Annotated in this window: 21 protein-coding genes; 10 read left to right on the top strand and 11 right to left on the bottom strand. The window is 69.7% G+C overall.

The window, feature by feature from the left end; genetic code table 11:
* The first annotated feature begins 39 nt into the window (after window positions 1–39).
* Entirely contained in the window at window positions 40–1,137 is a 1,098-nt protein-coding gene (gene glpX / locus RAH40_RS08980; RefSeq protein WP_306601762.1) for a class II fructose-bisphosphatase, read from the top strand.
* Window positions 1,127–2,044: a bifunctional 2-polyprenyl-6-hydroxyphenol methylase/3-demethylubiquinol 3-O-methyltransferase UbiG gene (locus RAH40_RS08975; protein ID WP_306601761.1), complete on the top strand. Its 918-nt coding sequence runs from the start codon at window positions 1,127–1,129 to the stop codon at window positions 2,042–2,044. The genes glpX and RAH40_RS08975 overlap by 11 nt, the downstream gene beginning before the upstream one ends.
* Here RAH40_RS08975 and RAH40_RS08970 read toward each other — a convergent pair.
* On the bottom strand, window positions 2,019–3,095 hold the full coding sequence (locus RAH40_RS08970; protein ID WP_306601760.1) for a hypothetical protein: 1,077 nt from the start codon (window positions 3,093–3,095) through the stop codon (window positions 2,019–2,021). The genes RAH40_RS08975 and RAH40_RS08970 overlap by 26 nt on opposite strands.
* 72 nt (window positions 3,096–3,167) lie before the next feature.
* Window positions 3,168–5,039, bottom strand: coding sequence for a hypothetical protein (locus RAH40_RS08965; protein ID WP_306601759.1), 1,872 nt, complete (start codon window positions 5,037–5,039; stop codon window positions 3,168–3,170).
* A 168-nt stretch (window positions 5,040–5,207) separates the two neighbouring features.
* Here RAH40_RS08965 and RAH40_RS08960 point away from each other — a divergent pair, with 168 nt between their 5' ends.
* Window positions 5,208–5,615 carry an HIT family protein gene (locus RAH40_RS08960; protein ID WP_306601758.1) on the top strand — a complete coding sequence of 136 codons (408 nt, stop codon included), beginning with the start codon at window positions 5,208–5,210 and terminating at the stop codon, window positions 5,613–5,615.
* 160 nt (window positions 5,616–5,775) lie between these two features.
* Here the strand turns inward: RAH40_RS08960 and larA are convergent, their stop codons facing one another.
* The 5 genes from larA to RAH40_RS08935 are packed head-to-tail and all read right to left on the bottom strand — an operon-like array spanning window position 5,776 to window position 10,759.
* Window positions 5,776–7,056, bottom strand: a complete 1,281-nt coding sequence (gene larA / locus RAH40_RS08955; protein ID WP_306601757.1) for a nickel-dependent lactate racemase — start codon at window positions 7,054–7,056, stop codon at window positions 5,776–5,778.
* On the bottom strand, window positions 7,053–7,457 hold the full coding sequence (locus RAH40_RS08950; protein ID WP_306601756.1) for a DUF1893 domain-containing protein: 405 nt from the start codon (window positions 7,455–7,457) through the stop codon (window positions 7,053–7,055). The genes larA and RAH40_RS08950 overlap by 4 nt, the downstream gene beginning before the upstream one ends.
* Entirely contained in the window at window positions 7,447–7,950 is a 504-nt protein-coding gene (locus RAH40_RS08945; RefSeq protein ID WP_306601755.1) for a hypothetical protein, read from the bottom strand. The genes RAH40_RS08950 and RAH40_RS08945 overlap by 11 nt, the downstream gene beginning before the upstream one ends.
* A gap of 27 nt (window positions 7,951–7,977) precedes the next feature.
* On the bottom strand, window positions 7,978–9,120 hold the full coding sequence (locus RAH40_RS08940; RefSeq protein ID WP_306601754.1) for a glycerate kinase: 1,143 nt from the start codon (window positions 9,118–9,120) through the stop codon (window positions 7,978–7,980).
* Between the two features lie 4 nt (window positions 9,121–9,124).
* The gene (locus RAH40_RS08935; RefSeq protein ID WP_306601753.1) at window positions 9,125–10,759 is read right to left on the bottom strand and encodes an L-lactate permease; all 1,635 of its coding nucleotides are present in this window, start codon (window positions 10,757–10,759) and stop codon (window positions 9,125–9,127) included.
* Window positions 10,760–10,903: 144 nt separating this feature from the next.
* On the opposite strand from RAH40_RS08935, the gene RAH40_RS08930 reads away from it, so the two are divergent.
* The 4 genes from RAH40_RS08930 to RAH40_RS08915 all read left to right on the top strand — a co-directional run bounded on the left by RAH40_RS08930 (window position 10,904) and on the right by RAH40_RS08915 (window position 16,179).
* Window positions 10,904–11,491 (top strand): isochorismatase family protein, encoded by a 588-nt coding sequence (locus tag RAH40_RS08930; protein WP_306601752.1) that lies wholly within the window; start codon window positions 10,904–10,906, stop codon window positions 11,489–11,491.
* A gap of 25 nt (window positions 11,492–11,516) precedes the next feature.
* Entirely contained in the window at window positions 11,517–13,652 is a 2,136-nt protein-coding gene (locus RAH40_RS08925) for an FUSC family protein (protein ID WP_306601751.1), read from the top strand.
* 72 nt (window positions 13,653–13,724) lie between these two features.
* Window positions 13,725–14,372, top strand: a complete 648-nt coding sequence (locus RAH40_RS08920) for a TetR/AcrR family transcriptional regulator (RefSeq protein WP_306602293.1) — start codon at window positions 13,725–13,727, stop codon at window positions 14,370–14,372.
* A gap of 49 nt (window positions 14,373–14,421) precedes the next feature.
* Complete coding sequence (locus RAH40_RS08915; RefSeq protein ID WP_306601750.1) at window positions 14,422–16,179, top strand: methyl-accepting chemotaxis protein; 1,758 nt, start codon at window positions 14,422–14,424, stop codon at window positions 16,177–16,179.
* Between the two features lie 61 nt (window positions 16,180–16,240).
* Here RAH40_RS08915 and RAH40_RS08910 read toward each other — a convergent pair whose 3' ends face one another.
* On the bottom strand, window positions 16,241–19,297 hold the full coding sequence (locus RAH40_RS08910; RefSeq protein WP_306601749.1) for an AAA family ATPase: 3,057 nt from the start codon (window positions 19,295–19,297) through the stop codon (window positions 16,241–16,243).
* Window positions 19,294–20,442 (bottom strand): exonuclease subunit SbcD, encoded by a 1,149-nt coding sequence (locus tag RAH40_RS08905; protein WP_306601748.1) that lies wholly within the window; start codon window positions 20,440–20,442, stop codon window positions 19,294–19,296. Before RAH40_RS08905 ends, RAH40_RS08910 begins: the two co-directional genes overlap by 4 nt.
* 168 nt (window positions 20,443–20,610) lie before the next feature.
* On the opposite strand from RAH40_RS08905, the gene RAH40_RS08900 reads away from it, so the two are divergent.
* Genes RAH40_RS08900 through RAH40_RS08890 form a run of 3 tightly spaced genes read left to right on the top strand, consistent with a single transcriptional unit; the run spans window position 20,611 to window position 22,503 of the window.
* On the top strand, window positions 20,611–21,780 hold the full coding sequence (locus RAH40_RS08900) for an ATP-binding protein (protein WP_373432552.1): 1,170 nt from the start codon (window positions 20,611–20,613) through the stop codon (window positions 21,778–21,780).
* Window positions 21,781–21,821: 41 nt separating this feature from the next.
* Window positions 21,822–22,307, top strand: a complete 486-nt coding sequence (locus RAH40_RS08895) for a YaiI/YqxD family protein (RefSeq protein WP_306601746.1) — start codon at window positions 21,822–21,824, stop codon at window positions 22,305–22,307.
* Window positions 22,300–22,503, top strand: coding sequence for a hypothetical protein (locus tag RAH40_RS08890; RefSeq protein ID WP_306601745.1), 204 nt, complete (start codon window positions 22,300–22,302; stop codon window positions 22,501–22,503). The genes RAH40_RS08895 and RAH40_RS08890 overlap by 8 nt, the downstream gene beginning before the upstream one ends.
* A gap of 55 nt (window positions 22,504–22,558) precedes the next feature.
* On the opposite strand, the gene RAH40_RS08885 is transcribed toward RAH40_RS08890, so the two are convergent.
* Window positions 22,559–25,750: a S41 family peptidase gene (locus RAH40_RS08885; RefSeq protein ID WP_306601744.1), complete on the bottom strand. Its 3,192-nt coding sequence runs from the start codon at window positions 25,748–25,750 to the stop codon at window positions 22,559–22,561.
* 55 nt (window positions 25,751–25,805) lie between these two features.
* Window positions 25,806–26,849, bottom strand: a complete 1,044-nt coding sequence (amrS, locus tag RAH40_RS08880; RefSeq protein WP_306601743.1) for an AmmeMemoRadiSam system radical SAM enzyme — start codon at window positions 26,847–26,849, stop codon at window positions 25,806–25,808.
* Window positions 26,850–26,930 lie beyond the last annotated feature (81 nt).

The raw sequence follows: 26,930 nt of genomic DNA, 5'->3' as shown, positions 1-26,930 counted from the left end.
TACCTTGCCTTGTGGGCCCATCGCCCAAAAGGTGTCCTCATGGCATTTGTCCCTTCTCCCATCCCCGACGGAAGCCCCTACGATCGCGAGCGGATCCTCGAGTTCGAGTTCGTGCGGGCTACGGAAAACGCGGCCCTGCAGGCCATCCGCTGGTCGGGGCGGGGCGAGAAGGAGAAGGCGGACGCGGTGGCGTGCGCCGCCATCGCAGGGGTCTTGGACCAGCTGGACATCCAGGGCGAGGTGGTCATCGGGGAGGGGATCAAGGATCAGGCCCCGGGCATCTTCGTGGGCGAAAAGCTGGGCACCTGGCGGCCCGGCGCCCCCCGCTTCGACATCGCCCTGGACCCCATCGACGGCACGACCAACATCGCCAAGGGGCTGCCCAACAGCATCTCGGTGATCGCGGCGGCCCAGGTGGCCGACGGGGCGACGCACGCCCTGCGCAACCTACCCAGCTTCTACAGCCACAAGATCGCCTACGGCCCGGCCGTGAAGGCGGCCCTGGACCTGCACCCGCGCCCCTCCTTCCTGGACCAGCCCTTGAGCGAGGTGCTGGGCTTCGTGGCCGAGGCCCTGGGCAAGCGGGTGAGCGAACTGGTGGTGGTCACCATGGACCGCCCCCGGCATGACGACATCATCCACCAGGTGCGGAAGGCCGGCTCGGCCCTGCGGCTCATCTCCGACGGCGACATCACCGCGGCGGTGGCGCCTTCGCTGCCCCTGTCGGGCGTGGACCTCTACATCGGGATGGGCGGCTCGCCGGAGGGCGTCCTGGCCGCGGCGGCCCTCAAGTGCCTGGGCGGAGACATCCAGCTGCGCATGTGGTTCGACCCTGCCCGCCACCCCGAGCACCTGGCCGAGGTGAGCGCCCAGGTGCCCGCGGCCGAGCTGCGGCGCGTCTTCCACGTACGGGACCTGGTGGTGGGCGACAGCGCCCTGTTCTGCGCCACCGGGATCACGGACAGCTCCCTGCTGCCCGGCGTCAAGCTCATCGGCCACCAGGCCGAGACCCACTCGATCCTCATGCGGGCCCGAAGCGGCACCGTGCGCCACATCCAGGCCATCCACCAGCTGGACCGCAAGGGCACGCCCATGCGGGAGGATTTCCTGAAGGGGCTGGGGATCCATGGCCATTGAGGATGCCCTCGAGCATCCGTCCTGCCCCATCTGCGGGGCGACGGAGGCGCGGGCCCTCCTGCTGGCGGGGGACGACTGGATTCCGGACGGACCCGCCCGGGAGCAGCGGTTCTGCGTGATGCGCTGCGCCCGGTGCCGGGCCAGGTACACCAGCCCCCGGTTCTCCGAGGCCACCAAGCACCTGGCCTTCGAAGGGGCCTACCCCTTCTACGAGCGGGCCCGGAAGGCCGCGGGCCCGCCCTCCCCCCGGGAGACGGCCGCCTTCCTCCGCCGGATCGAGCTCGTCACCGGGGTCCATCCGGCGCCGGGACGCGTCCTGGACCTGGGGATGGGCGATGGCCTCTTCCTCGCGGCCATGCGGGAACGGGGCTGGGACGTGGAGGGCGTCGACATCGAGCCGGGAGTCGTGGCCTATGCGAGGACGCACCTTGGCCTCCCGGGCTGCAGGGTGCTGGACGCGGACCGGGAACCGTTCCCGCCGGGCCCCTTCGATGCCGTCACCCTCTGGGGGATGTTCCAGCTTTCCTACCACCCGCGGGAACTGCTTGAGAAGATCCGCCCTTCGCTGGCGCCCGGGGGCATCCTGGCCATCGGTCTCTCGAACATCGAAGGCCTTGGAGCCAGGCTCTTCGGGCGCCACTGGCGCGGCCTCGGCCTGCCCCGGCATCTGGTCCACTACACGCCGGGAAGCCTGGAAGCCCTTCTCGTCGAAACGGGCTACCGGATCCAGGCCACGGCCGGCGAGACGCCCGATTGGATCGTGGACGGATCCATGAATTCAGCATGCCCCCTCCCCGGCAACCTGGGCCGGGCCTCGCGCTTGGCGGCCCGGTCCGTCCTGGGCTGGCTGGGGCGGGGCCGGCTGGGGGATACCTTCACCGTCATAGCTGGTGGCGCCGGATCCTGAGGGGCACGGGCAGCCTCGCGAACCCTTCGGCCGGGGCCTGCCCCGGGCGTGGGGTCCGGCCCCAGGGCCACCGGATCAGCTGGACGCCGAAGGCTGCTTCCAGGCTGTTCAGGCGCTCGTGCCAGGCCTTCCGCAGCCGGCCGTGGAAGCCCTTGGTATGGCCCTTGTACTCCCAGGGACCGATGCGGAAGTCCTCGGGTGAGCGATCCGGCGGGAGGGTGGCCAGCTGATGGGAAAGGCGATGGATGAACCATTGGGTGGCCCAGGCCTCGAATCGATCCCCCAACCGTCCGGACAGGGGCCACTCCAGCAGGCGCTGAAGGAACGGCGGGCGGTGGGGCGCCTCCGGGGGGGCCGCGGGTTCCAGGTTCGGATAGAACGCCCGGAACCAGCTGTTCTGCTTGAAGAAGGCGGCGCTGCCCGGGGTGTTCCACAGGGGCTTCAGGCAGGCCACCTCCGTGGCGGAGAACAGGGTGCGGTCCGGGATGCCCAGCCGGTCCTCGGGGAGGAAGTAGTTCATGCAGAAGTTGCGGCGGCCGGATTCGGGGATCGACTTGAGAAGCAAGCTGGCGAAGAAGCGGGTCGTCCAGAGGCGGTTCCCGGCCGTCACGAGGAGGAAATCGATATCGCCTCGCTCGTCCTGGGTTCCCTTGGAGAGGGAGCCGGACAGGAACAGGCCCCGCAGGAAGGGCAGGCGGGCCAGTACGGAGGCCGACCGGGCCACCCGGACCCGCCAGGTGGCCGCCCGGGCCTCCCGTTCCCCCCGGATCGCAGGGAGGGCGTCATCGCCTCGAAGGTGGAACAGGGCCCCTGACTTGACGAGGATTCCCTGGTCCAGAAGGGCCCCGAGGGTGTCCCTGAAGGCGGCCGGGCTGATGGCGAAGAAGTGGCAGTACCGGAGGAGTTCGTCCTCCCGCAAGGGGTGGTTGAAAAGGCTGAAATACGCCATGGTCAGGATCATGGCGGTGGAGGCGGGACCCATGACAAGTGGTTCATCCTGGGGCTGGGCATTGTGGCGCGGGGCGTCCATCATGGTTACCAGGGTAGTCACGTATGAACGCCAGGCCAGACCCAGGTCCGGCTAATTGCCATTACTTATCGGCCAATTGGGCATTCCACCCGGTCAGAAGTCCAGGTTCTCCGTGATGCGTTCCCCCGTGGCCTTGAAGGTCTCCAGGAACCGGGCGATCCGGCCCTGGGCGGCCTCCAGCTTGTCCACCCCCAGGTTCAGGTTCAGGAGGTCCACGTACCAGGGGGGTTTCACGTCGCTCTGCACATAGGCCCAGGCGATGGCCCGGGCGATGGGCAGGGTGGTGGTCTTGGAGTCGTCATGGACGTCCTTGCTGCGGGCGGCGAGCAGCTTGGCGTACTCCTCCTCCAGGAGCCGGTTGAAGAGGGCGGGCGTGAGGGTGTCGCCGGGCCGCACGCCCAGGATCTCGTCGCCGTCGGTGAGGGGGGCCTTCTTGTGGATCCACTCCCAGAGGATGGACAGCCGGATCTCCCCGGTGGCCATGTCCTCCATCAGGTAGAGCACGTCGTCGTTGCCGAAGTGGTCGGCGGGCTTGAGCGCCGCGGCCTGGAGGCCCTGCAGGAAGGCGTTGCCGTACTGGATGGCGACGGAGAGGAGGTCCCGGGCGCCGGGGACCGTGCGGGAGGCGGGTTCCAGCAGGGTCAGGCCGGCGGCGTCCTCCGGGCCGTAGGTGAGGGCCGGGAAGGAACGGCCCGCCTGGTTGTCCTGGCCGGCCTTTTCCCACACGGGGCGCACGATGTGGACCATCTTCCAGTGGGCCACCCACTTGCCCGAGGCGCCCTCCCGCTGTTCCCGCTCGGCCCCGGCCACGGCCCGCCGCATGCTCGCGGCCACGCCCACGTCCGAGCCCACGGGGATGTTGGGTTCCATGCCGCCCTGCCAGAGGGCGTGGCGGCCCAGGCGGTCCGGGGTGTTCACGGCCCGGCGCACCCGGTCCTCGTAGTTCCGCATGTACCCGTAGGTCATGGTGATGGTGTCGATGTTGGGGTTGTGGAAGGCGGGATCCCAGGCCAGGGCGTCGGAGACGCTGTTGATGTAGTCCCAGCGCCCGGTGTTGAAGCCCACGAAATGGGGCGCGAGGGCCGCGCGGATCTCCATGAGCTGGAAGCTCTGCTCCAGCTGCTCCACCAGGACGTAGACCTTGATGGTGCCGGCCCGCAGGTCCAGGTGGTCCTCCAGGGCCAGGAGGAGGGTGTTCCACCAGGCGGCCTCGGCGGCGGTCTGGATCTTGGGCAGGTAGTACACGAGGCTGCGGCCCGCGGCGCGCAGCGTGGCCGCGTTGTTCACGGCGAAGGTGGCCAGGTCGGCGATGGAGGCGGAGAAGGCGGGGCCGCCGGCGTGGCGGATGTGGCGGTCGTCCAGGTGCAGGCCCCGGGCGCGGTAGAGCACGGTGGTGAAGTCCAGCTGCTTTCGCCAGTCCTCGATGATCGGGTGGCCGAAGAAGCCCTGGGCCCAGCGGTTCATCTCGTGCGAGACCCCTTCGGCCACGTCCAGGAAGAGGGGGTCCCGGGCCAGGGCCAGCTTGAGGTTGCGGTGGTTGTCCAGGCTCATGGTCTCCACCTGCCCCAGGGCGTCCTCCCCGTCGAACATCCACCCGTCGGCGCCGGACAGGAGGGCGTACGCCACGTTGCGGATGCCCGAGCGGGGATCGGCGTGGGGCTTGGTGGCCGGGCCCGTGCCCTGGATCCACTGCCGGCGCAGGTCGGCGGGGATCTCCGCCCCGTCGAAGCTGCCGGCCCGGGCCTCGGCCACGGTGATGGAGGTGCCGGGGATGGTGGAGGCGGGGTCCAGGAAGCCGATGGGCTCCCGCCGCTGGGCCCGGGCCTTCCGGCGGGCGGCGCGCTCGGTCATGAGGTCCCGGCGGCGCGCGTCCAGGGGCGCCAGGGTCTCCAGGGCGCGCTGGACCTGGGGAGTCAGGACATCGGGGTACTGCGAGAGGATGCCTTTGCGGTATTCGAGGACCATGGGGAACCTCCATCGGTGAACCAATTTGGCCCCGGATCCTCATCGGATCCAGCGAAAAAAGCAGGGGACCGGTATCGAATAATCCGATAATCGGTTTCATGGATACCCGGACGCTCCGCACCCTCCTCGACCACGTGCCTGGGCACGCCGTCAATGCGTGAGGCCCCCATGCGCCCCTGCCCCTTCTGCGGTCCCGACACCAAGCGCGTGATCGCCAGCAACGGCCTCGCCTATGCCATGCGGGACGCGTTCCCGGTCACGGAATTCCACGCGCTGGTCATTCCCCACCGCCACGTGGCGGACTTCTTCGGCCTCACGCCGGAGGAGCGGGAGGCCTGCAACGAACTGGTGCTGGGGCTGCGCGAGGCCATCCTGGCCGAGGATCCCACGGTTGAGGGATTCAACATCGGGGTGAACGCGGGGCACGTGGCGGGACAGACGATCTTCCACAGCCACATCCACCTGATCCCGAGGCGCGCCGGGGACGTGGAGAACCCGCGGGGCGGGGTGCGGATGGTGATCCCGTGCAAGGGAAACCACATGCGGGAAATCTGCCCGTTCGAAGCGAAAGACTAGCTTTCCTCTTTTCTCGGCGAACCTCGGCGCCTCGGCCACCTCGGCGATACTTTTCTTTTCCAGACTGCTTCGGCGCAAAAATTCATCGCGCCGCAGCGTCTTGAAACAGAATTTATCGCCGAGGTGGCCGAGGCGCCGAGGTTCGCCGAGAAAAGATCTGTCAGCCTACGGCCACGGGGACTTTGACGTACGGGATGGTCAGGGGGCCGTAGGGCAGCACCGCCACCCTGGCCCCGGGACCGAACTTCTCCAGGAGCGCGGCCAGGGCCGCTTCGGGGTCCTTGATGGGCGTGAACTTCGCCTTTCGGACCGTCTCGTCGTCCAGGGTGGAGTACAGGAGGCACTCCGCCTTCAGCTGGATGATGGCCTGCACCTGCACCTGCCACTGGTCGAACATGGAGAAGCTGCGGTCCTCGATCATCTCCAGCAGTTCCTTGGGGGTATCGCGCATCTGGAGGATCTTGGCGTAGTTGCCGTGGTTGGGGACGCCGTCGCAGCACTCGCTGGTGCTGAGGATGGCGCCGCCCTGCCTGACGATGAGCGCGGCGGCGCTCATGCCCTTCACGGTCTGGTAGAGGTTCTGGTCCAGCGGGTAGCCGGAGTTGGTGGTGATGACGATGTCGAAGGGCCGGTCCACGGCGTACATCGCCGACTCCCGCACGAAGTCGCAGCCCACGCGGTGGGCCTCGATGACGTCGCCGGCGAAGACGTTGGTGATGTCCTTCTTCCCGTTCAGCGTCACGTTCAGCATGAACTGGGGCTTGGCCATCAGGCAGTTCTGGGTGGCGGAGTCCTGGAGGATGTTGCCTTCGATGAGGCCCCAGGTGCTGTTGGGGTGCCCGATCATCTCGGCGTTGTGGAAGTCCAGGATGGTCTTGATGCCCACGATGCCGGGGTTGATGCCCTTGGGGCCCCCCGAGAAGCCCGCGAAGAAGTGCGGCTCGATGAAGCCCGTGACGATGCGGAAGTCGCATTCGACGTACGTCCTGTTCAGCCAGATCTCTGAGCCGTAGGTGTTGCGGCCCACGTGGACGAGCCTGGCGTCGTCGAAGGCGTCGTGGTTCTCGATGGCCACGGTCTCCACGATCTCCCGGCCCAGCATCTGGATGAGCTCGTCGCGCGTGTTGGCGCGGTGGCTGCCCAGGCCGTTGATGATGATGAAGTTCTCCCGGGGGACGTGGGAGAGCTCGCTCATGAGCCAGGGCACCAGCTTGTGGTTGGGCGTGGGGCGGGTGATGTCGGAGATGACGATGGCCACGCGGTCGGTGGCCTTGACCATCCCCTTCAGGGGCGGGGTGCCGATGGGGTTGCGCAGGGCGGCGCGCACCGCGCCCTCCTCGTCCGGGAGGCCCTCGAGGTGCCGGGGCTCGATGACGTGGGCGTCGCCGGGGACGGCCATCTTCAGGCCATTCCTGCCGTAGGCGAGATCAACCGTCTTCATGGTGCCTCCTTGGCGAGGGCCCTGGCCCGGCGCTCCTGGAGGACGGCCCAGGCCGCCTCCGGATCCCGGACATCCGCGAGCAGGTCCTCGGTGGCGCAGGCCACCTTGTCGACCAGCTCGCGGCATTGGTAGGTGATGCCGTGCGCCTCCAGCACCGGGATGGCCCGGCGGCTGAGGAGCCCGGTGCGCAGGTCCCGGAGGCCCAGCCTGGCCACCAGGAACGCCGCGGCGCGGCCGGTGATGCGGTCCAGCAGGACCGCACCGGCAGGATCGACGGGGCTGGAGGCCAGGAAGCCCTCCAGGTCGAAGAGGGGATGCAGCCAGTGCCTCCCGCTGGTGAAGACGGCCTCGGACCCGGCGTAGAGGGCCAGGGTCTCGCTGTCCCCCAGCTCAGGCCTCACGGCGGGGCTCGAGGGCCCGCAGCAGCGCCCAGCCGCCCAGGATCTGGAGGAGGATGGCGGGGGCGTGCAGCCTGAAGAGGCCGAAGGCGGCCGCGCCCGAAGGCGCCAGGGTCAGGGCCTGGTGCGCGAGCACCACCAGGGCCAGGAGGGGCAGGGTGGCCCTGCGGCCGCGGGTGGCCGCGGCCAGCACGCCCAGGAGGGCGCCCTGGAGGATGAGGGTCTGGAGCATCGCCGCCGGCGGCATGCCGGTTAGTAAATGGTTCGCCAGGGGCGAGAGCACCGCGGTGAGCAGGCCCGCCGTGAGGCCGTAGCGCCAGCCGGCGACCAGGGTGAAGAAGAGGATCGGCAGCAGCGCCCGGCCCGCGCCGGGAATGCCGTGCACGGCATAGGGCAGGAGGACGTTGCCCAGGACCATGGCGGCGGTGGCGAGGTACAGGCGCGCATCGCCAAGGCTGGGGGTCTCGTGGACGACGGCAGGGTTCGAGGCGGTCATGGGAACTCCTGGAAGGGTTTGATGCTACTACCGAATGGCCATGCCCACCTTCACGAGCCTGCAGACCCGGGCCGCGGCGGCCTCGAGCAGGGCGGCGCCCTGGCTGATGCAGTCCTCCAGGGCCATGGGCGCCGGCACGATGCTCGCAACAGCATCGATGCCGTGGGCCAGCACGTCGTCGGCGCCCTCGATGAGGCCACCAGACAAACATACGACCGGCACCCGGTGGCGCCTGGCCACCGCGGCCACGCCCACGGGGGCCTTCCCCATCGCGGTCTGGGCATCGGTGCGGCCTTCGCCGGTGATGACCAGGGCGGCGCCCTTGACCAGGTCCTCGAAGCCCGTGGCCTCCAGCACGATCTCCACGCCCGGGCGGAGCAGGGCGGGGGTGAACCACATGAGGCCCGCTCCCAGGCCGCCCGCGGCGCCCGCGCCGGGGCGCAGGGCCACGTCGCGGCCGGTGGCGGCGGCGGCGACCCGGGCGAGGACGCCGAGCGCGTGGTCGAGCTCCTGGACCGCCTCGGGGCCGGCGCCCTTCTGCGGCCCGTAGATGGCCGAGGCCCCGCGGGGGCCGCAGAGCGGGTTGTCCACGTCGCAGGCCACGAGGATGCTGGCCGTGGCCAGGCGGGGGTCGAGGCCGGAGAGGTCGATGGTCTTCAGGCGCGCGAGGGCGCCCCCGCCTTCGGGGAGGGGGCGGCCCTCGGCGTCCAGGAACCTCACGCCCAGGGCCCGGGCCATGCCCGTGCCGCCGTCGTTGGTGGCGCTGCCGCCGATGCCGATGACGAGCTTGTCCAGGCCCGCGTCCAGGGCGGCCTTGATGAGGTGGCCCGTGCCCGCGGTGGAGGTGACGCGGGGATCGCGCCGGTCCCTGGGAACCAGCGGCAGCCCTGAGGCGGCCGCCATTTCGATGACGGCGGTGACACCGTCGCCCAGGACCCCCCAGGTGGCCGTGACCGGCTCGCCGAGGGGCCCCGGCACCTGCGTGCGGAAGAACCGGCCCCGGGTGGCCGAAACGAGGGCCTCCACCGTGCCTTCACCGCCGTCGGCGATGGGGACCTTCCGCACTTCCGCTTCGGGGAACACGGCCAGGATGCCGCGTTCGATGGCGTCGGCGACACCGATGGCCGAGACGCTTCCCTTGTAGGAGTCAGGCGCTACGACGATGCGCATGGCGCTACCTCCCCAGGGGGACCAGGCCCGGGAACAGGAACGCGAAGCCCCACACCATGAGACCCAGGAGGATCACGTAGGGGATCGTGTACTTGATGGTCTGGCGCATGATCTGGCCTTCCTTGCCGGAGAGGCCCACGGCGGTGGCGGCGATGACGATGCTCTGGGGGCTGATCATCTTGCCCGCGGAGGCGCCGGCGCTGCCGGCGGCCGCCATGAGGATGTCGGACAGGCCCATGGCCTTGGCGGTGAGCACCTGGAGGTTGCCGAACAGGGCGTTGGCCGACGTGTTGGAGCCGGTGAGGAACACGCCGATCATCCCGAACAGGGGGCTCAGGAGGGGATAGATGGAGCGGCTCACCACGTGGACGATGCTCTGGCTCAGGGTGGCGACCATGGAGATCTGCTTGACGCCCAGCGTGCCCCACACGGCCAGCTTGGTCTTGGGGTCGACGATGGGCAGGGAGACGTTCATCACTTCAGAGATCGCCAGGATGCAGGCCACCGCGATGAAGGAGGGGATCATCTGCTTGAACGTCCTGCCGAACTGGGAGCCTACGACGCTGTACTTCACGCCCATGAAGGGGAAGGCCACCATGCCGGCGATGAGCATGACGGTGCCGGGGGTCTGCAGCCAGGAGAAGGCGTACATCTTGTTGGGGTTGTAGATCTGGAACTTGATGAGGAGGGCGTGCCAGCCGGGGGCGGTGCCCGCGAACAGGGGCTTGGTCTTGGCCAGGTTCACCAGGATGATGAAGACGGCCAGGAGCAGGTAGGGCAGCCAGGACAGGAACAGCTCCTTGGGATGGAACTCGCGAACCACGGTCTCGGAGGCCTTCTCGCCCTCGAAGAGCCAGGGCTCCTCCTTGGCCTTGAACTTCAGGAAGACGGCCGTGGCCGTGAGGCACACCAGGGCGGCCAGGACCGAGGTCAGTTCGGCGCTGACGAAGTTCGACACCAGGAACTCGGTGACGGCGAAGCTGATGCCCGTGACGAAGATGGTGGGGAGGATGCCCCGCATGCCCTTGCCCTTGCTCATGGCGTAGACGGTGGCGAAGGCCATGATGAAGGCCAGGGGCGCCATGAGGCGGCCGGTCATCATCGAGAGGCTCATGAGGTCCTGGCCGGTGGTCTTGGCCAGGGTGACCGTGGGGATGGCCAGGGACCCGAAGGGCACGGGACCGGTGTTGGCCACCAGGCAGACCATGGCGGCCATCATGGGGTTGTAGCCCAGGCCGACGAGGATCATGGCGGGAATGGCGACGGGGGCGCCGAAGCCGCAGATGCCTTCCAGGAAGGCGCCGAAGCCGAAGGCGATGAGGAGGGCCTGGGCGCGGCGGTCGATGGTCAGGTTGGCCATGGCCCCCTGCATCTTGTCCATCCAGCCGGTGACCTTGAGGACGTTGTAGATGACCAGGGCGCCGAAGGGGATGTACATGATGGGGAAGATGCCCGTGATCCCGCCCTGCAGGGCCGAAAGGAGCACCACCTTCGCGGGCAGACCGAAGCCGAGGATGGCCCCGAGAATGGTCACCAGCAGTGCGATGGGAGCCACCTTGGCCGCGGGTTTCATCATCAGCGGGATGCCGATGAGCAGAACGAGAAGCGGCAGGGAAGCCACTAGAGCCCCGGTCAACATATATTGCCTCCTGGTTTGAATGGATATGAACATATCAGGGGACGTGACCGGTCCGTGTATTTATATTCGGCCTCCTTTTTTTTCCAGCCTCCGGCCCCGCCCCGGTGGTTCCCGGATCGTGCGAAAATCGACCAGGAGGCACCCATGGCCCTTCTCGACGCAAACCGGAGCATCCTGGTCGTCATCGACCTGCAGGGCAAGCTGGTCCATATGGTCCACCGCCCGGACATGGTCCTGGAGGCCACCCGGAGGCTCCTGCGCCTGGCGGACCTGTTCCAGGTTCCGGTGGTGATGACCGAGCAGTATCCCCAGGGGATCGGCCCCACCGAGGCGAGCATCCAGGCCGCATTCGACGGCCTGTCCACGCCCACGTACTATATGGAGAAGACCTCCTTCGGCTGCTGCGGGGATCCCGGTTTCGAGAAGCTGCTCCAGGCCGCGAGGCCCGACGTGGAGCCCCGGAAGCGCCAGATCGTCGTGGCGGGCATCGAGGCCCAGGTGTGCGTCAGCCAGACGGTCCTGGAGCTCCTGGCCTCCGGCCAGGAGGTGCACCTCTGCTGGGATGCGGTGAGCGGACGGGGGGAGGACTACCGGAAGCACGCCATCGAGCGCATGGCCGCGGCGGGCGCCGTGCTCACCAACCACGAATCCGTGGCCTTCGAGTGGTGCCGGGACAAGGTCCACCCCCAGTTCAAGGCCATGTCCGCGATCATGAAGGAAGGGCAGCCCTGAAATAAGCCTCTGATACCATTGCGGAATGGCCCTTTCACGACTGCTCGGACGCGTTGCCGCCCGGGAACTGGTTGACCCCTCCGCCACCCGCGCCCTCCGGGCCACGGTGGCGTTCATGCTGCCGCTCGTCCTGGCCTCCCTGGGGCTGATCACGGGCACCCAGGCCGTGCTGGCCTCCTTCGCCGGCCATGCCGTGGGGGGGCTGGACGTGAAGGGCGCCTATTCCCTGCGCCTCTTCCTCCTGGTGGGCCTCAGCCTGGTGTTCGCGGGCGCGGCCTGGCTGGGGGTGGGGGCGGGGCGCAGCGTGCTGATGGCGGTGCTGGCCACGGGGCTCATCGCCCTGGGGGCGGGGGCCTGGCGGCACGGCCTGGGCGAGTACGGGCCCTCGGTGGCCTCCACGGCGGCCCTGCTCTTCTTCCTGGGACTCATCTCCCGGGAGGGGGCCACGCCCCCTGCGGCCGCGGCGGCCACCCTGGCCGGGTGCGGCTTCAGCATCGTGGTGCACGCCGCCTTCTGGCCCTTCCTGGCCCAGCATCCCCTCCGGCGCACGGTGGCGGCGGTCTGGCTCGCCCTGGCGAACCTGGCCGAGGCCCTGCCCGCGGTGGAGGCGGCCGACGCTCCCGCCCGGCATGCCCGGGTGGCGGCCTGCGAAAACGACCTGCGCGCGGCCCTGGACCTTTCGAAGGAGGCCCTCAAGGGCGCCAACGCCAAGAGCAGCCGTCCCCTGGTGCGGGAGCTGGAGGCCCTGAACCAGGCCGCGGCCCAGCTGGCCAACTACCTCATGGCCCTCAACCCCAGCATCGAACGCCTCATGGAGCCCCCGGGCCCCGGGGCCCTGGCGGCCTCCTTCCGGTCCTTCCTGGCCTCCGCCGTGAACTCGACCCGGTCCCTGGCCCTGGCCGTGGTGTCCCACCAGGCCGGCCATCTTGCCCGGTTCGAGGTGCGGCTGCGGCGGCTGGGGGGCCTGGTGAGGGTGCTCCAGTCCCGGGTGGCCGCCAAGGTGCAGGACTCCCCGGAGCGGGCCCACCTCTCGGACGTCCTGGGCAAGCTCCAGGAGCACCTGCCCACCCTGCGCGCCACCCTGCGGGCCTCCATGGAGCGCGTGCGGGAGCGGGGGCCCATCTCCTTCGAGCTGTTCGATCTGCGCGCCTGGAGCCTGCGCCCCCTGGCCTCGGCCCTGAACTTCAGCCTCCAGGTGGACCCGGCCCTGGTGCGGTTCACCTTCCGCCTGGCGGTCATCATGATGGCCGGCACCTGGGTCTGGCGCGCCTGGCACCTGCCCCACGGATTCTGGATTCCGCTGTGCGTCATGGTGGTGCTCCAGCCGGACTACGGCGCCACCCGGGTCCGGGCCACCCAGCGCGTGGTGGGCACCATCGCGGGCGGACTGGCGGGCAGCGCGCTGCTCTGGCTGCACCTGCCCCTTTGGCTCCTCCTGGCGGCCACCGCCGCGGTGTGCTGGGCCTTCACCTGGTACGTGAAGCGCAACTACGCCGTGGCCGTGTTCTACATCACGCTCCTGGTCGTGCTCCAGTTCGAGGCGGCCGGGCCGGTGACCCTGGCCCTCACGCTTCAGCGCCTGGCCTTCACCATGGCAGGCTGCCTGCTGGCCATGCTGGCCGCGCTGAGCTTCTGGCCGGTGTGGGAGCGGGATCGTTTCCCCCCCCTCCTGGCCGACGCCCTCCGGGCCAACGCCCTTTTCCTCGAACGCCTCTGCCTGGGGCTGGGGGGGGACCCGGACCTGACGCCCGCGCTGGTGCTCAAGGCCAAGCGCAAGGCACAGCGGGCGAACAGTCTCGTCTTCTCCTCCCTGAACCGCATGGCTGGCGACCCGGACGTGATGCGGGAGGGCATCGAGCGCAACGCGGCCCTGGCCAACCACAACCTGCGGATCACCCGGTGGCTCAGCGTGGCGGCGGTGCATTTCCGGGCCGGCGGCCCGCCGATACCCGGCCTGGAGCCCCTGGCCCGGGCGGCAGGGGAAGCCCTGGAGGCCATGGCCGCCGTTGCCGAGGGGGCGGACCCCGCGGCCCTGGCCGGTCCGCGGGAAGCCCTGGAGGCGGCGGAACTGCCCGGCCTGTCGGACCCCCGAACGGCCTACGTCACGTCCCAGCTGGATCTGGCGGGGACGGAGTTGAACGCCATGCTTATCGAGTTCTAGAAATTGTAGATATAGTGCATAGTGCCTGATTCCAGGCTTTGGTAAATTTCCGAGGGGGGCAGGGGCTTGAGAGTGTCGCAAGGGGAGAAATCGGAACGCAGCCAGGTGGCCATCCTGGAGGCGGCCTTGCGGCTGTTCTCGAAGCAGGGCTACCGCGGCACGAGCATCCGCGAGATCGCCGCCGAGGCCGGCCTTTCCACCGGCAACGTCTACCACCACTTCCCGGACAAGGAGACGCTGTTCACCACCCTGCTGGGCGAATACTGGGAGGCCATCGAGAGCCCCGAGTTCCCCTTCAACAAGGCCCTGGCGGCGGGGGCCTTCCCCTTCGACCTGGAGGCCCTGGCCCAGGCGGCGGAGGAGAGCGTCCGGACCTGGCGGCGCCACGTGATCCTCATCTATGTGGACGTGGTGGAATTCGAAGGGAACCACATCCGGAAGTTCTACACGGAGATGGCGGGCCGCTTCGAGACGTTCCTGAACAAGCGGTTCCCGGACGGTTCCCTGAAGGACGAGTTGGGCGACGGGTTCCAGCCCATCACCGCCTCCATGCTGGCGAGCCGGGTGTTCCTCCAGTATTTCGCCGTGGAGATCCTTTTCGGCATCCCGAACCAGTTCGGCCTGGATTCCGCCACGGCCATGAAGGAAGTGTCCGCGATCCTCCGGCACGGCATGCTCCATGCGTCCGCCGAAAGGAATCTGGAGGCAGAAGCGCGCTGATCGGTCAGTATGGATGGTGAAATAACCAACTCTGCCGAGGGGGACTGCAATGTTCCTGTTCAAGCTCCTCTACCAATTCCTGGAGAGGACCTTCTTCCATTCGCTCCTGCGCAAGATCCTCGGGATCATGGTTCCCTTTTTCCTGCTGATGCTGGTGCTCAGCGTCCAGCTGCTGCGCATGGCCGGTGCCCTGAAGGCCGGCGCCCCGCCTGAGGCCCTCGAGGCGCTGTCCCGGGCGCAGACGCTGGCCGTCGCGGTGCCCCTCCTGGCCCTGGCGGTGGGGGCCGTCGCCTACCTCACCTTCCACCTCTCGGTGACGGTGCCGCTGCGCCAGATCTCCTCGGTGATCGGGGCGGGGGATTTCTCCGGGGACCTGAAGCTGGACACCCACGACGAGATCCGCCAGCTGGCCGACGCCTTCAACCTGTTCTCGGGCAAGGTGCGCGACATCCTCAACGAGTCCAAGCGCCTGGGGCTCACCATCGCCGTGGGGTCAACCCGCACCTTCAAGCTCTCCGCCGATTCCGCCAAGGGAGCCCAGCAGCAGGGCGAGCTCTCCGAGCGCATCACCCGCACCAGCCAGGAGGTGGAGGAGGCCGTCCGCGAGGTGGCCCTGGCCACCTCCTTCATCGCCGCCTCGACCATGAGCAACCTGGATTCGGCCCAGTCCACCCGCCAGGAGCTGCTGGAGGCCGAGCAGGGCATGGCCGCCACCAACCGCCGGCTGACGGACTTCTCCGAGCTGGTGGCGAGGCTGAAGGAGCGCTCCGAGCGCATCAGCGGGGTGGCCCAGCTCATCGAGGGCATCTCCGACCAGACCAAGCTCCTGGCCCTCAACGCCACCATCGAGGCGGCCCACGCCGGCAACGCCGGGCGGGGCTTCGCCGTGGTGGCCGAGGAGGTGCGCAAGCTCTCCGACCGGGCCCGGGAGGCCGCCATCGAGATCACCCGGAACCTGGGGAACATGCTCCAGGACACCGAGAGCACGTCGCTGGGCATCGCCGAGATCAGCCAGGACATCCAGGGCACCTCCGCCCTCCTCGGCCGGGCCTCGGAGCACTTCGGCAAGCTCGTGGGGGACTTCGAGGACAACACCTCCCAGCTCAGCGGCGCCACCAGCGCCGTGGAGGGCATCTCCACCACCAGCGAGGCCATCCACGGCCAGTCCCGGGAGATCCTGGCGCTGAGCCGGGACGGGGCCCAGCGGCTCGAGGAGTCCACCCGGCTGTCCAGCGAGATGAACCGCGCCACGGAGAAGCTGCTGGAACTGGTGAGCAGCTTCCGCACCGGCGACAGCGAACTGGAGACGGTCATCGCCAAGGCCTACCGGTGGCGGGACGCCATGCAGGCCCGCATCGCCGCCCTGGCCGGGAAGGGCGTGGACGTCTTCGACCGGAACTACCGCCCCGTTCCCGGCACCGATCCCCAGAAGTTCGTCACCGGCTACACCGAGGTGGTGGCCGCCGACCTGCAGCCCCTCTTCGACGAGGCCCGCAAGGACCTGGGCTCCATCTACGCCGTGGCGCTGGACGTGAACGGGTACCTCGCCGTCCACCACTCCGGCGTCAGCGACCCCATGACCGGCGACCCCAAGGTCGATCTCCTGAAGAGCCGCAACATGAGGCTCTACTTCAACGTGGAGACGGAGAAGCGCCGCTCCCGGAACCTCGAGGCCTTCCTCTTCCAGACCTATATGCGCGACACGGGGGAGATCCTGAACGACCTGTCCATGCCCATCCACGTGGGGGGCAAGCACTGGGGGGCGCTGGTGATGGGGTTCAACCCCGAGCGGTTCATGCAGGGGTAGCAAGATCTGCTGTGGCGCCTGCCTCGACCCTCCTGGGGCCAAGCCAGGCGCCACAGCAGATCTACCGGGACACCCGCACCAGCTCCACCCGGCTCCCCCCGTCCTGCCTGCGCACCCGGATCTGGCAGTCGATGGCCTGCTTCATGGCCTCCACGTGGCTGATGAGGCCGACCATCCGGCCCTGGCCGAGCTTGTCCAGGACCCGCATGGCCTTCTCCAGGGTCTCGTCGTCCAGGGAGCCGAAGCCCTCGTCGATGAAGAGGGCGTCCAGCTCGATGCCGCCGCTGCGGCTCTGGATGACCTCGGCCAGGCCCAGGGCCAGCGACAGGGAGGCCAGGAACTTCTCGCCGCCCGACAGGGTGCGCACGCTGCGGGTGCCGTTGGCGTAGGCGTCGTGCACGTCGATCTCCAGGCCCGCGGAGCGGCGCTTGTCGTCCACCTCGGTGCGCAGCCGGAACCGGTAGCGGCCCCCGGAGAGCAGGTCCAGCTGGCGGGAGGCGTGCTCCAGCACCCGCTGCAGCCACCAGGCCAGGGCCCAGGAGGAGAACTTCATGCGCCGGCGGTTGGCGCCGTCCAGTTCCGCCGACAGCTGGATGAGGTCGGCGGAGGCCTCGGTGGCGGCCTGGAGCTCGTCCTGGAGCTGCTGGACGCGGCTCCGGCGCGAGCGGAAGGCCTCGAGGGCGGCGGCTGCCGCCTGCGCCTCGGCGGCGGCCCGGGTGAAGGCCCCGGCGGCTTCCTCCCGGGCGGCGTCCAGGGCCTCCAGGTCGGGGCGGGCCTTGCCGTCCAGTTCGGCATCCAGGGTCTGCAGGCGGGCCAGGCGGACCGCGCGGTCCTCGGCCGCCTTGCCCAGGGCGGCGTCGATCTCGAGGAGCCTCGCCGCCTCGCGCCGGGCCTGGAGCTGCTCTCCGGGCGATGCGAAACCGGAGGCCGCCAGGGCGGTCTCCATGGCCTCCTGGGCCGCGGCCAGGACCGCCCGGGCCTGGTCGAGGTGCTCCTTCCGGACTTCCAGGAGCCGGGTCAGGCTGGTCAGGGCGGCGTCGGCCTTCTCCCGCCGGGCGTCCAGGTCCGCCAGGGCCCCGTCCAGCTCCTCGATGCGGAGCCCGCGGGCGTCGTGCGCCGTTTGCGCCTCGCGCCAGGCCTTCACCGGGTCCTCGATGGCAAGGCCGAGGCTCCGCTCCAGGGCCTGGCGCTTCTCCCGGGCGGCGGTGTCGGCCTGCAGGGCCTCCTCGCGCTGGTTCCGGGCGGTGTCCCGGACGGTTTCCGCTTCCCTCAGCCTGCGCCTGAGGTCCTCGCGGCCCGCCAGAAGGTGCGCCTTCTCCCGGAGCCGCACCTCCAGCCCCGTTTGTATGGTCGTTAGGTTGGTCCGGGCGGCGTCGTAGGCGGCGATCTCGGGCCAGCCGGCCTCCTGCAGGCGAGCCAGGGCCTCGCCCTGGCGTTGCCCGGCCTCCTTCAGACGGCTGACGGCCAGGTCAGACGCCGAACGGGCCTTCTGGTCCGAGGCCATCAGGGCCGCATCCACGCGGGGCGGTTCCAGGGCCAGGGCCTCCGGGTCCAGATCCGGGTGCGGCAAAGCCGGATGCGGGTGGTCGGCGGAGCCGCAAACGGGGCAGGGGGAGCCCGGGGCGAGGCGGGTGGCCAGGGCCGCGGCGAGGTTGGCTTCGCGCAGCGCCCGGGCCGCTTCGACCCGGTCCACGTCCGCCCGCAGACGCTCTGCGGCTGCGCGGGCGTTCGTTTCCGCGCCCTCCACGGCCGCGCGCAGCTTCGTTTCCAGGCCGGGCCAGGCGCGCACCACGTCCGCGTCGGACTGCAGCCGGTCCAGCCGGGTGCGAAGGGGCGCGAGGCTGTTCCATTCCTCCTGGAGGGTCCCCCGGTCCCGCTCCACCGGTTCGAGGGCCTCCAGCCCCCGCTGGTTTTTCGAGACCTCCGCTTCCGCCGCCTCGAGGCCCTCCGTGGCCTTCGCGAAGGCCTCCGCGGCCCGGGCGCCTTCGCGCCAGACCGTGCCGAACGCCTTCAGGTCGTCGAGCCGCTTGAGGCTCAGAACCTGCTCGTCGCGCAATTTCATCAGGGCGGACCGTCGTTCCGGGGCGCCGTCCAGGTCCGGCTGGAGGCCGTCCCGTTCCCGCCGGGCCGCTTCCAGATCCACGCCGGCCTTCCGGCACGCCTCCTCGGTCTTCCCCAGGGCCGCTCCGGCGTCCTCCCGGGCCTTCACGGCGGGCTCGCAGGAGGCGGCGCCCCGCGCCCGCTCCCGTTCGCGTTCCAAGCCCTCCCGGTGGGCCCGGGCGTCCTCGTAGGCCTGCTCCCCGGCGCGGAGGGACGCCTGCTCCTGGAAGGCGGCTTCCGCCCGCCGGGCGTTCTGCGCCTCGCGCTGGGCCTCGTCGCGCAGCTTCAGGGCCAGGTCCCTGGCCGCGTCGGCGGCGCCGGCGGCCCCGCTCAGCTCCTCCTCCATGGTCTGGGCCTGGGCGGCGTCCTGGTGGGTCCCGCCCTGGGCCTCCTCCAGGCGCAGGCCCAGCTCCGTCTTGAGGTTCCTGGCTTCTTCGGCCCGCCTGCGCGCGTACTCCGCGAGCCGCTGGTGCTCCTTGATGGGGAAGAGCTTTTCGAGGATGGCCTCGCGCTCCCCGGTGCCCATCTCCAGGAACCGCTGGAAGTCGCCCTGGGGGAGCACGAGGATCTTGGCGAACTCGTCCTGGGTGAGGCCCAGGATGGCCTCGACCCGGGCGTCGATCTCGGATTTCCGGGAGGACAGGGTCACCCAGCCGGCCTCCCCCCACCTCTTCAGGTTGTGGATCTCCTCGGGCTTCCGGAAGCCGGCGCCCTTCTTCTTCGCCTCGAACCACGCCGGGGACCGGGTGGCGAGGTGGCGCACCCCGCGCACCTCGAATTCGAACTCGGCGAAGGTGCTCTCGCCGTCCGCGGCGAGCTTGGACCGCACCGAGGCCTCGGTGCGGGTGCCCAGGGGGGCGCCGTACAGCGCGTAGCAGATGCCGTCGAAGAGCGAGGTCTTGCCGGCCCCGGTGTCCCCGGTGATGAGGAAGAGGGGGTCCAGGTGGGTGAAATCCACCACCACGGGCTCCCCGGCGTAGGGGCCGAAGTTCTGCAGGGTCAGGCGCAGGGGCTTCATGCGGTCTCCCGGCGGGCGAGTTCGGCGGCGAGGACCGCGGCCAGGGCGGTGCGGCGCTCCAGCGCGTCGTCCTCCAGGCCCAGGTCGGCCACGAACTGCCGGTAGTCGGACAGGAGGTCCCCGGCGCGTTCCGCCGCGGGCGCGCCTTCCGCGGCCTCTCCGGCCTCGGGGCCGAGGTAGCACAGGTGCAGCAGGAACGGGAACCGCCCCTTGAGGAGCGCGAAGGGGTTGGCGCCGGCGTCCCGGGGATCCAGGGTGATCTCCACGAAGCTGTCCGCGTGGGCGGCGAAGGCCGGGTCCTCCAGGAGCTCCCGGAGGCCTCCCCGCAGGCGCGCGAGGGGGTGGGGCGGGTGGAGGGGGAGCTGCGTGACCGCGGGAGGCCGGCCCTTGGCGAGCTCCACCGCGAGCACGGCCTTGGCGTCGCCGGTCTCGGAGAAGGAGTAGGGCAGGGGGGAGCCGGAGTACCAGACCCCGTCCAGCACGCGCTGGCCCCGGTGCAGGTGCCCCAGGGCCGCGTAGTCGAAGGACGCGAAGAGCGCGGCCTCCACGTCGGTGGCGGTGCCCACCAGCACCCGCTCGGAATCCGAGGCGAGGGCCCCCCGGGCGAAGCAGTGGGCCATGGCCACCTGCACCGCCCCCGGGTCCTGGAGGGGCCGGATTCGCTCCACGGCCGCGGCCAGGGTCTCCTCCTGGGTGCGGATGCGCCGGTCCTCGCCGCCGCCGTCGCAGTCCCCCGCCCACAGGAAGGGGATCATCCACACCTGCATGCGGGAGCCCGCCGCGTCCCGGATCTCCACCGGGGTCTCCAGGGCGTCCGGGCCGCCCCGCACGTGGATCTTCGCCAGGGCCAGGGCGTCGGCCGCGTAGGCGATGCGGGTGGCGGAGTCGTGGTTGCCCGCGATGACCAGGAGGGGCAGGTCCGGACAGTCCGCGCGCAGGTCGCGCAGGAAGCCGCTCCAGAGGCGCACCGCCTCCTCCGAGGCGAGGCTTCGGTCGAAGACGTCGCCCGCGACGAGGAGCGCGTCGTACGGCTCGGCCCTGCAGTGCGCGATGAGCTGCCCAAGCACCTGCCGCTGGTCCTCCAGGAGCGGGAACTCGTGGAGGACGCGGCCCAGGTGCCAGTCCGAAGTGTGGAGAATGCGCATGGGGAGGTCCGTTCCGGTTGAGGCTAGATGGTACTCTGCCCCCGTGGGAGCGACAGGGGCTGACGAGGGTCCGGATGCGCTCCTTATGCATTTAACTATAGTTAATAAATGGGTTCACAAAATTAGAGTTGAATTGACAATTTGTGATGACCCCTTTACCCTCTCCCCATGATCGCCCGTGCCGCCAGCGAAACCCTGATGCGCCTCGCAAGGGGGTTCCCTATCGTTGCCATTACGGGGCCCCGCCAGTCGGGCAAGACGACCCTCGCCAAGGCCGCCTTCGCCGGGAAGGCCTACCTCAGTCTGGAGGACCCGGATCTCCGGGACCTTGCCGAATCCGATCCCCGGGGCCTCCTTTCCCGGTTCCCGGAAGGCGCGATCCTCGACGAGGTCCAGCGGGCGCCGAACCTGTTTTCCTACCTCCAGACCCAGGTGGACGAGAGCCTTCGTCCCGGCTCCTTCGTCCTTACCGGCTCCCAGCAGTTCGGGCTGCTTTCCGGCATCACCCAGACCCTTGCGGGGCGGGTCGGCCTGGTGCAGCTGCTCCCCTTCTCCATGGGCGAGCTGAGGGAGGCCGGGCGGCTGCCCGGAGACTTGGACGAATTCCTGCTCCGCGGATCCTACCCTCCCCTTCATGACCGGGATCTGGCTCCGGCGGACTGGCATGGGAACTACATCAGCACCTACGTGGAACGGGATGTGCGCCAGCTCATCGCCTTGCGGGACCTCTCCGCCTTCCAGAGGTTCATCAGGCTGTGCGCCGCGAGGGTTGGGCAGTTGCTGAACCTTTCTTCGCTCGCCGCGGATTGCGGTGTCTCCCACAACACCGCCTCCGCCTGGCTTTCGGTTCTCGAGGCCAGCTACATCGTCTTCCTCCTCCGTCCCCACTTCTCGAATTTCAGCAAGAGGCTGGTCAAGGCGCCAAAACTCTATTTCTGCGACACAGGTCTGGCAGGGTGGCTCCTGGGCATCCGGGAGCCGGCCCAGATGGCCTTCCACGCCCTGCGGGGTTCCCTCTTCGAGAATCTCGTGGTGACGGATCTCCTGAAGGCGCGCCTGAACCGGGGGGTGCCTCCCGACCTTCACTTCTGGCGCGACAGCCGAGGGCTGGAGGTGGATCTGGTGGTGGAGAAGGACGGAGGAATCCAGCCCATCGAGGTCAAGTCGGGGCGTACGATCGCGACGGATGCCTTCGATTCCCTGGACCGCTGGAATGCGCTCGCGGGCAGGACGGGAGGAGCCTCCTGGCTCGTCTATGGAGGCGAGGCCGCCCTGCGCCACGGCGGCGTGGAGGTCGTGCCCTGGAAAGGCCTGCCCGAACTGGAGGCCAGCCTGTAGCCGGCGGTGCGGTAGCATGGACTGGACCGCCAGGAGCCCGCTTGATCCAGATCTACGTCGACGCCGATGCCTGCCCCGTGAAGGACGAAGTGTTCAGGGTGGCCAGGCGGCACGGCCTGACGGTGCACGTGGTGTCCAACAGCCGCCTGAACCTGCCCCGGGACCCCCTGTTCAAGGCGGTGGTGGTGAGCGGGCGCTTCGACGCCGCCGACGACTGGATCGTGGAGCAGGCCGCGGCCGGCGACATCGCCGTCACCTCCGACATCCCGCTGGCGGACCGCTGCCTGAAGAAGGGGGCCCGGGTCCTGGATCCCAAGGGCCGCCTCTTCACCGAGGACTCCATCGTCGACGCGATGGCCAGCCGCGAGATCAGCGCCTTCCTGCGGGACATGGGCGAGCTCGGCACCGGTCCGAAACCCTACGCCCCCGCGGACCGCTCCCGGTTCCTGGGCGCCCTGGAGAACCAGATCCAGGCCCTGCTCAAGCTGGAGCGCACCCGCGCCCCCGGAAGGACCCTCCATGATTGACGTGATCACCCCGCTGCGCCTGAGCCTGCTCCTGACCGTGGCCCGGCACCCGGACGCCCCGAGGGAGAAGCTTCTCTCCCTGAAGGGGGTGCAGGCCGCCGACCTTGACTACCTCCTGCAGCACGACCTGATCCGGGAGGGGGAGGTGGGCAGGTACCGCATCTCGCGCATCGGCCAGATGGCGCTGAAGCGCTAGCAGGAGGCCCCGCCGCCCTTCGGGTGATGGCAGCGGGGCCTCCTGGTGTCCCCAGTTATTTCACGGGATAGGCCGGCACCGGCGGGAACGCGGGGGTGGGGTTCTCCTTGAGCTGCTTCAGGAGGGTCGCCACGCCCACCTCCAGCTGCCGGTCATGGCCGGCCAGGAAGCTGGCGGGGTCGTTCTCCACGCGGATGTCGGGGATGGCGCCCTCGTTCTCCACCCACCACTTGCCCTCCTTGCCGTAGAAGGCGTTGTTGGACTGCTCCACGCGGCCGCCGTCCAGGGTGATCTGGGTGTTGATGATGCCCACCAGGCCGCCCCAGCTGGGGACGCCGACGACGGGGCCCAGGTTGCGGGCCTTCACGTGGCTGAGGAAGGCCTCGCCGTCGCTGCCGTTCTGCTCGTTGCTCAGGAACACGTAGCGGCCGTCGGAGGCGGTATTGGGCACCCGGAAGGGGGTCATGCCGCGCAGGACGTTGAAGCCGACCTGGTGATTCTCCAGCTTGGCGGCCATGAAGTACTCGGTCCAGCCCCCGTGGTTGCCGCGCACGTCCACCACGATGCCCTTGCGGTAGCGGAAGGCGCGCCAGAACTTGTCGAACTGGCCGATGTTGGGCGCGCCCATGGCGGACAGGTGCAGGTAGCCCAGCTGGCCCCCGGAGAGCTTCTCCACGGTGGCGACGTTGTCGGCGATCCAGCGTTCGTACCGCAGGGGGAACTCGTTGGAGATGGGCTCGACCTCCACGGTCCGGGCTCCGCCGGCCACGGGCCGGGTGTTGACGGTGAGCACGACCTTCTGGCCGGGCACGACCTGGAGGCGCTCGTAGACGGCCTCCGGGGCCTTGAGGGGCGTGCCGTCGATCGCGATGAGATACTCGCCCTCCTTCACCTTTCCGGCCAGGGGGCCCTTCAGTTCAGGGGCGTAGGGGGTGGGGCCCAGGATCCGCGTGAAGCGGTAGAGGCCTCCCTCCGCCGCCAGGTCCGCGCCCAGGAGGCCCGCGGCGCGCACGGGGCCGGGGGCGGGGGCGGGTCCGCGGTCGCCCCCGCCCACGTACGTGTGGCTCACGCACAGGTCGCCCACCATCTGGCTCAGCAGCCAGTTGAGGTCCTCCCGGCTGGTGAGCTGGGGCAGCCACTGGGCGTAGCGGTCATGGTCGGCCTTCCAGTCGCGTCCGTGCATGTTGGCGTCGTAGAAGAAGTCCCGGTACCAGCGCCAGGCGTCCTCGAAGATCTGCTTCCACTCCTCGCGGGGGACCACCGTGAGGGCCAGCCGGTCCAGGTTGACGCGCTCGGGAAGCGCCTTGGAGGCCAGGACGGCCTGGACGGGGCCGGCATGGACGGCGTCGGCCCTGCGCACATAGAGGCTGGCGCCGTCGGGGGAGAAGCCCCACTCGGCGACGGGGTCGGGCAGGACGGTCTCCTTCTTCGGCCCGGTCTCGAAGAAGTGCATCTGCCATTTGGTCTGGCCGCGGGGCCTGAAGACCTCCTCCACCACGGAGTCGTCCCAGCCTTCCACCGTGGAATAGCCCACGAGGCCCTTGCCGGCCTTGAGGTGGAAGATGTTGCCCGGCTTGACGGGCAGCAGCGCGGTGCGGTCCCCGAGCCCGTCCACGTCGATGCGGAACGGGCCCGCCCCGTTTTCCCGCAGGCCGACGGCCATGACCTGGACCGGATTGGGCTCGATGGCGTTCATCTCGCCGGCGTCGAGGCGCACATGGAAGTTGTTGTAGCTCAGGTAGTAGAGGGTGGTCCCGTCCAGGTCGAAGCAGGGATTGAGGGAGTCGAAGAACCCGTCGGTGAGGGCGACCTTCTGCTTCGTCTTGAGGTTGTAGAGCCAGATGCGGTTGTTGCGGTTGGCCTCGGGGTACGAGTAGGCGATCCAGGTGGAGTCGGGGGCCCAGGCGTAGTCGGCCACCTCCCAGGTGAACTCGTCGTTCTTGAGGTTGGCGGAACCGTCGATGCGCTCGAGCCTGCCGGTGGCCACGTCCATGACGTAGAGGGAGAAGCTCTTGTCGCCGAACATCAGCTTCTGGCCGTCGGGGCTCCAGGAGAGGTGGTAGAGCGTGGTGGCCAGGCCCGTGGCCAGGCGCGTGGCGGGGCCCCCCTCGGCGGGGCGGACGTAGAGGTCGTACTCGCCGCTGGCGTCGGAAAGGTAGGCGACGCGCTTGCCGTCCGGGGAGATCTCGGGGAAACGCTCGCGGACGCCGGGGGTCAGGGTGAGGTTCCTGGCGGATCCGGCGGCGTCGGCGGGAAGCGAGAACAGCTCGCCCCGGGCTTCCAGGAGGAGGCTCTTCCCTCCGGGCGCCAGGCGCACCGACTGGATGTAGTCCTTGGCGTTGATGGTGCGGGGGCCGAAGCGCCAGCCGTCGGTGGGCGCCGTGATCTCGAGGCGGCGGGCCTCACCCGTGGCGGGGTCCAGAAGGTGGAGGAAGCCCCCCTTGACGAAGACGACCTTGCGCCCGTCGGTGGCCGGCCACTGCACGTCGAAGTCCTTGTAGGAGGTCAGCGCCCTGGCGGCCCCCGTGGCCAGGTCGAGGGTGTGGAGGTTGGAGAAGCCCCCCTCGCCCCGGTCGGAGAGGAAGAGGACGCCGCCCTGGGCCGTCCACATGGGGTAGGCGCTCTTCCCGGGATGATCGGTGACCCGCCGCCAGGTGCCGGCCTTCACGTCCTCCAGCCAGAGCTCCGCGTGCAGGCCGCCCTTGTACCGCTTCCAGAAGTAGTCCTCGCTGCCCGTGGGGTTGAAGAGCACCTTCGATCCGTCGGGGGAGATGGCGGCCTGGAATGCGGTCTTGCCCAGCGGCAGGGCCTGGGGCTCGTGGCCCTGGAGATCCACCGACCAGATCTGGGTCATGGGGTTGCAGTCGCCCTGCACCGCGGCCCGGAAGAGCACCCGGGCCCCATCCGGAGACCAGCCCTGGACCGTGCACGCCCCGCGCCAGGTGAGGCGCCGGGGCGTACCCCCTCCGGCGGGCATCACGTACACGTTGCTGCCCCCGTCATACTGGCCGGTGAAGGCCAGCCATTTCCCGTCCGGGCTGAAGCGCGCCGCGAACTCCGCGCCGGGATGGCTCGTGAGCCTCCGGGCGGGCCCGCCCTTGACGGTGCCGGTCCAGAGGTCGCCCTCGTAGGTGAAGACCACCTCGTCCCCGTGGATGTCGGGATAGGTCACGAACCGGGGCAGGTCGCTCTGTCCCAGGAGGAGGGAGGGAGCCAGGACGAGGGCGTGGCAGAGGTTGGGGCGCATCGGGCCTCCGGAGGGTTGGGTTCCCCAGTTTACCTCAAAACCCGATGCATGCCCGTCATCCCGGGTCGGCCCCGAAGACGCCGGGGAGGGATGTTCCGCAGCGGACGCAGTCGCCGCGGGGCGTGAGGTCCCACCGCGTCAGGCGGTACCCGTCCCGGCCGATGAGGAGGTGCCCGCACCCCGCGCACACGGTGGCGCTGCCTTCGGGTTCCCGGACGTTGCCCAGGTAGACGTGGCGCAGGCCGTTGCGCAGGCCGGTGTTCCGGGCTTCCAGGAGCGTGGCGGCGGGGGTCGGGGGGAGCGCGGTGAGCTTCCAGGCGGGGTGGAAGGCCGTGAAGTGGAGCGGGACGTCGGGCCCGAGGTTGTCCGCGACCCAACCGGTGAGGGCGTCCAGTTCCGCGGGGGAGTCGTTGGCGCCGGGGATGAGGAGGGTGGTGACCTCCAGCCAGGTGCGCGTCTCCCGGCGCACGTACTTCAGGGTGTCCAGCACCGGCCCCAGGCGCCCGGCGCAGTACCGCCGGTAGAAGCCGTCGGTGATGCCCTTGAGGTCGATGTTGACGGCGTCCATGTGCCGGTAGAACTCCGCGCGGGGTTCCGGGCACTGGTAGCCCGCGGTCACGGCCACGGTGGCCAGGCCCAGCTCCCGGCAGGCCTGGGCGGTGTCCACGGCCTGCTCGTGGAAGACCACGGGGTCGTTGTAGGTGAAGGCGACGCCTCGGCAGCGGCGGGCCAGGGCCATGCGGGCCACGGCCTCCGGTGCGGCGCCGTCCGTGAGCAGGGCCTCGGCGCTCGCGCGGCTGATGTCCCAGTTCTGGCAGAACCGGCAGCCCAGGTTGCAGCCCAGGGTGCCCAAGGAGAGCACCTGGGTGCCCGGCAGGAAATGGTAGAGGGGCTTCTTCTCGATGGGGTCGGCGCACAAGCCGCTGGACCGGCCAGGGCCGCGCAGCACCATGGCGCCGCCCTCGTTGCCCCGCATGAGGCAGTAGCCCCGCTGGCCCTCCCGCAGGCGGCAGCGGCGGGGACAGAGTCCGCAGGCCACGGCCCCGCCCTCCAGGCTGCGCCAGAAGCGTGCGGAGGGAGACTGCGTCGCAGGCACCATGGTTCCCTCGGATGAGCACAATTTCGGTCATTGACAGGGGGGCGCGCAACCCGGATGTTGGGACGGACAAGCTAGTTCGTT

It is taken from the genome of Geothrix sp. 21YS21S-2, from assembly GCF_030846775.1.
Taxonomy (GTDB): Bacteria; Acidobacteriota; Holophagae; order Holophagales; family Holophagaceae; genus Mesoterricola.
This window is presented reverse-complemented; position numbering and strand designations above follow the sequence as displayed.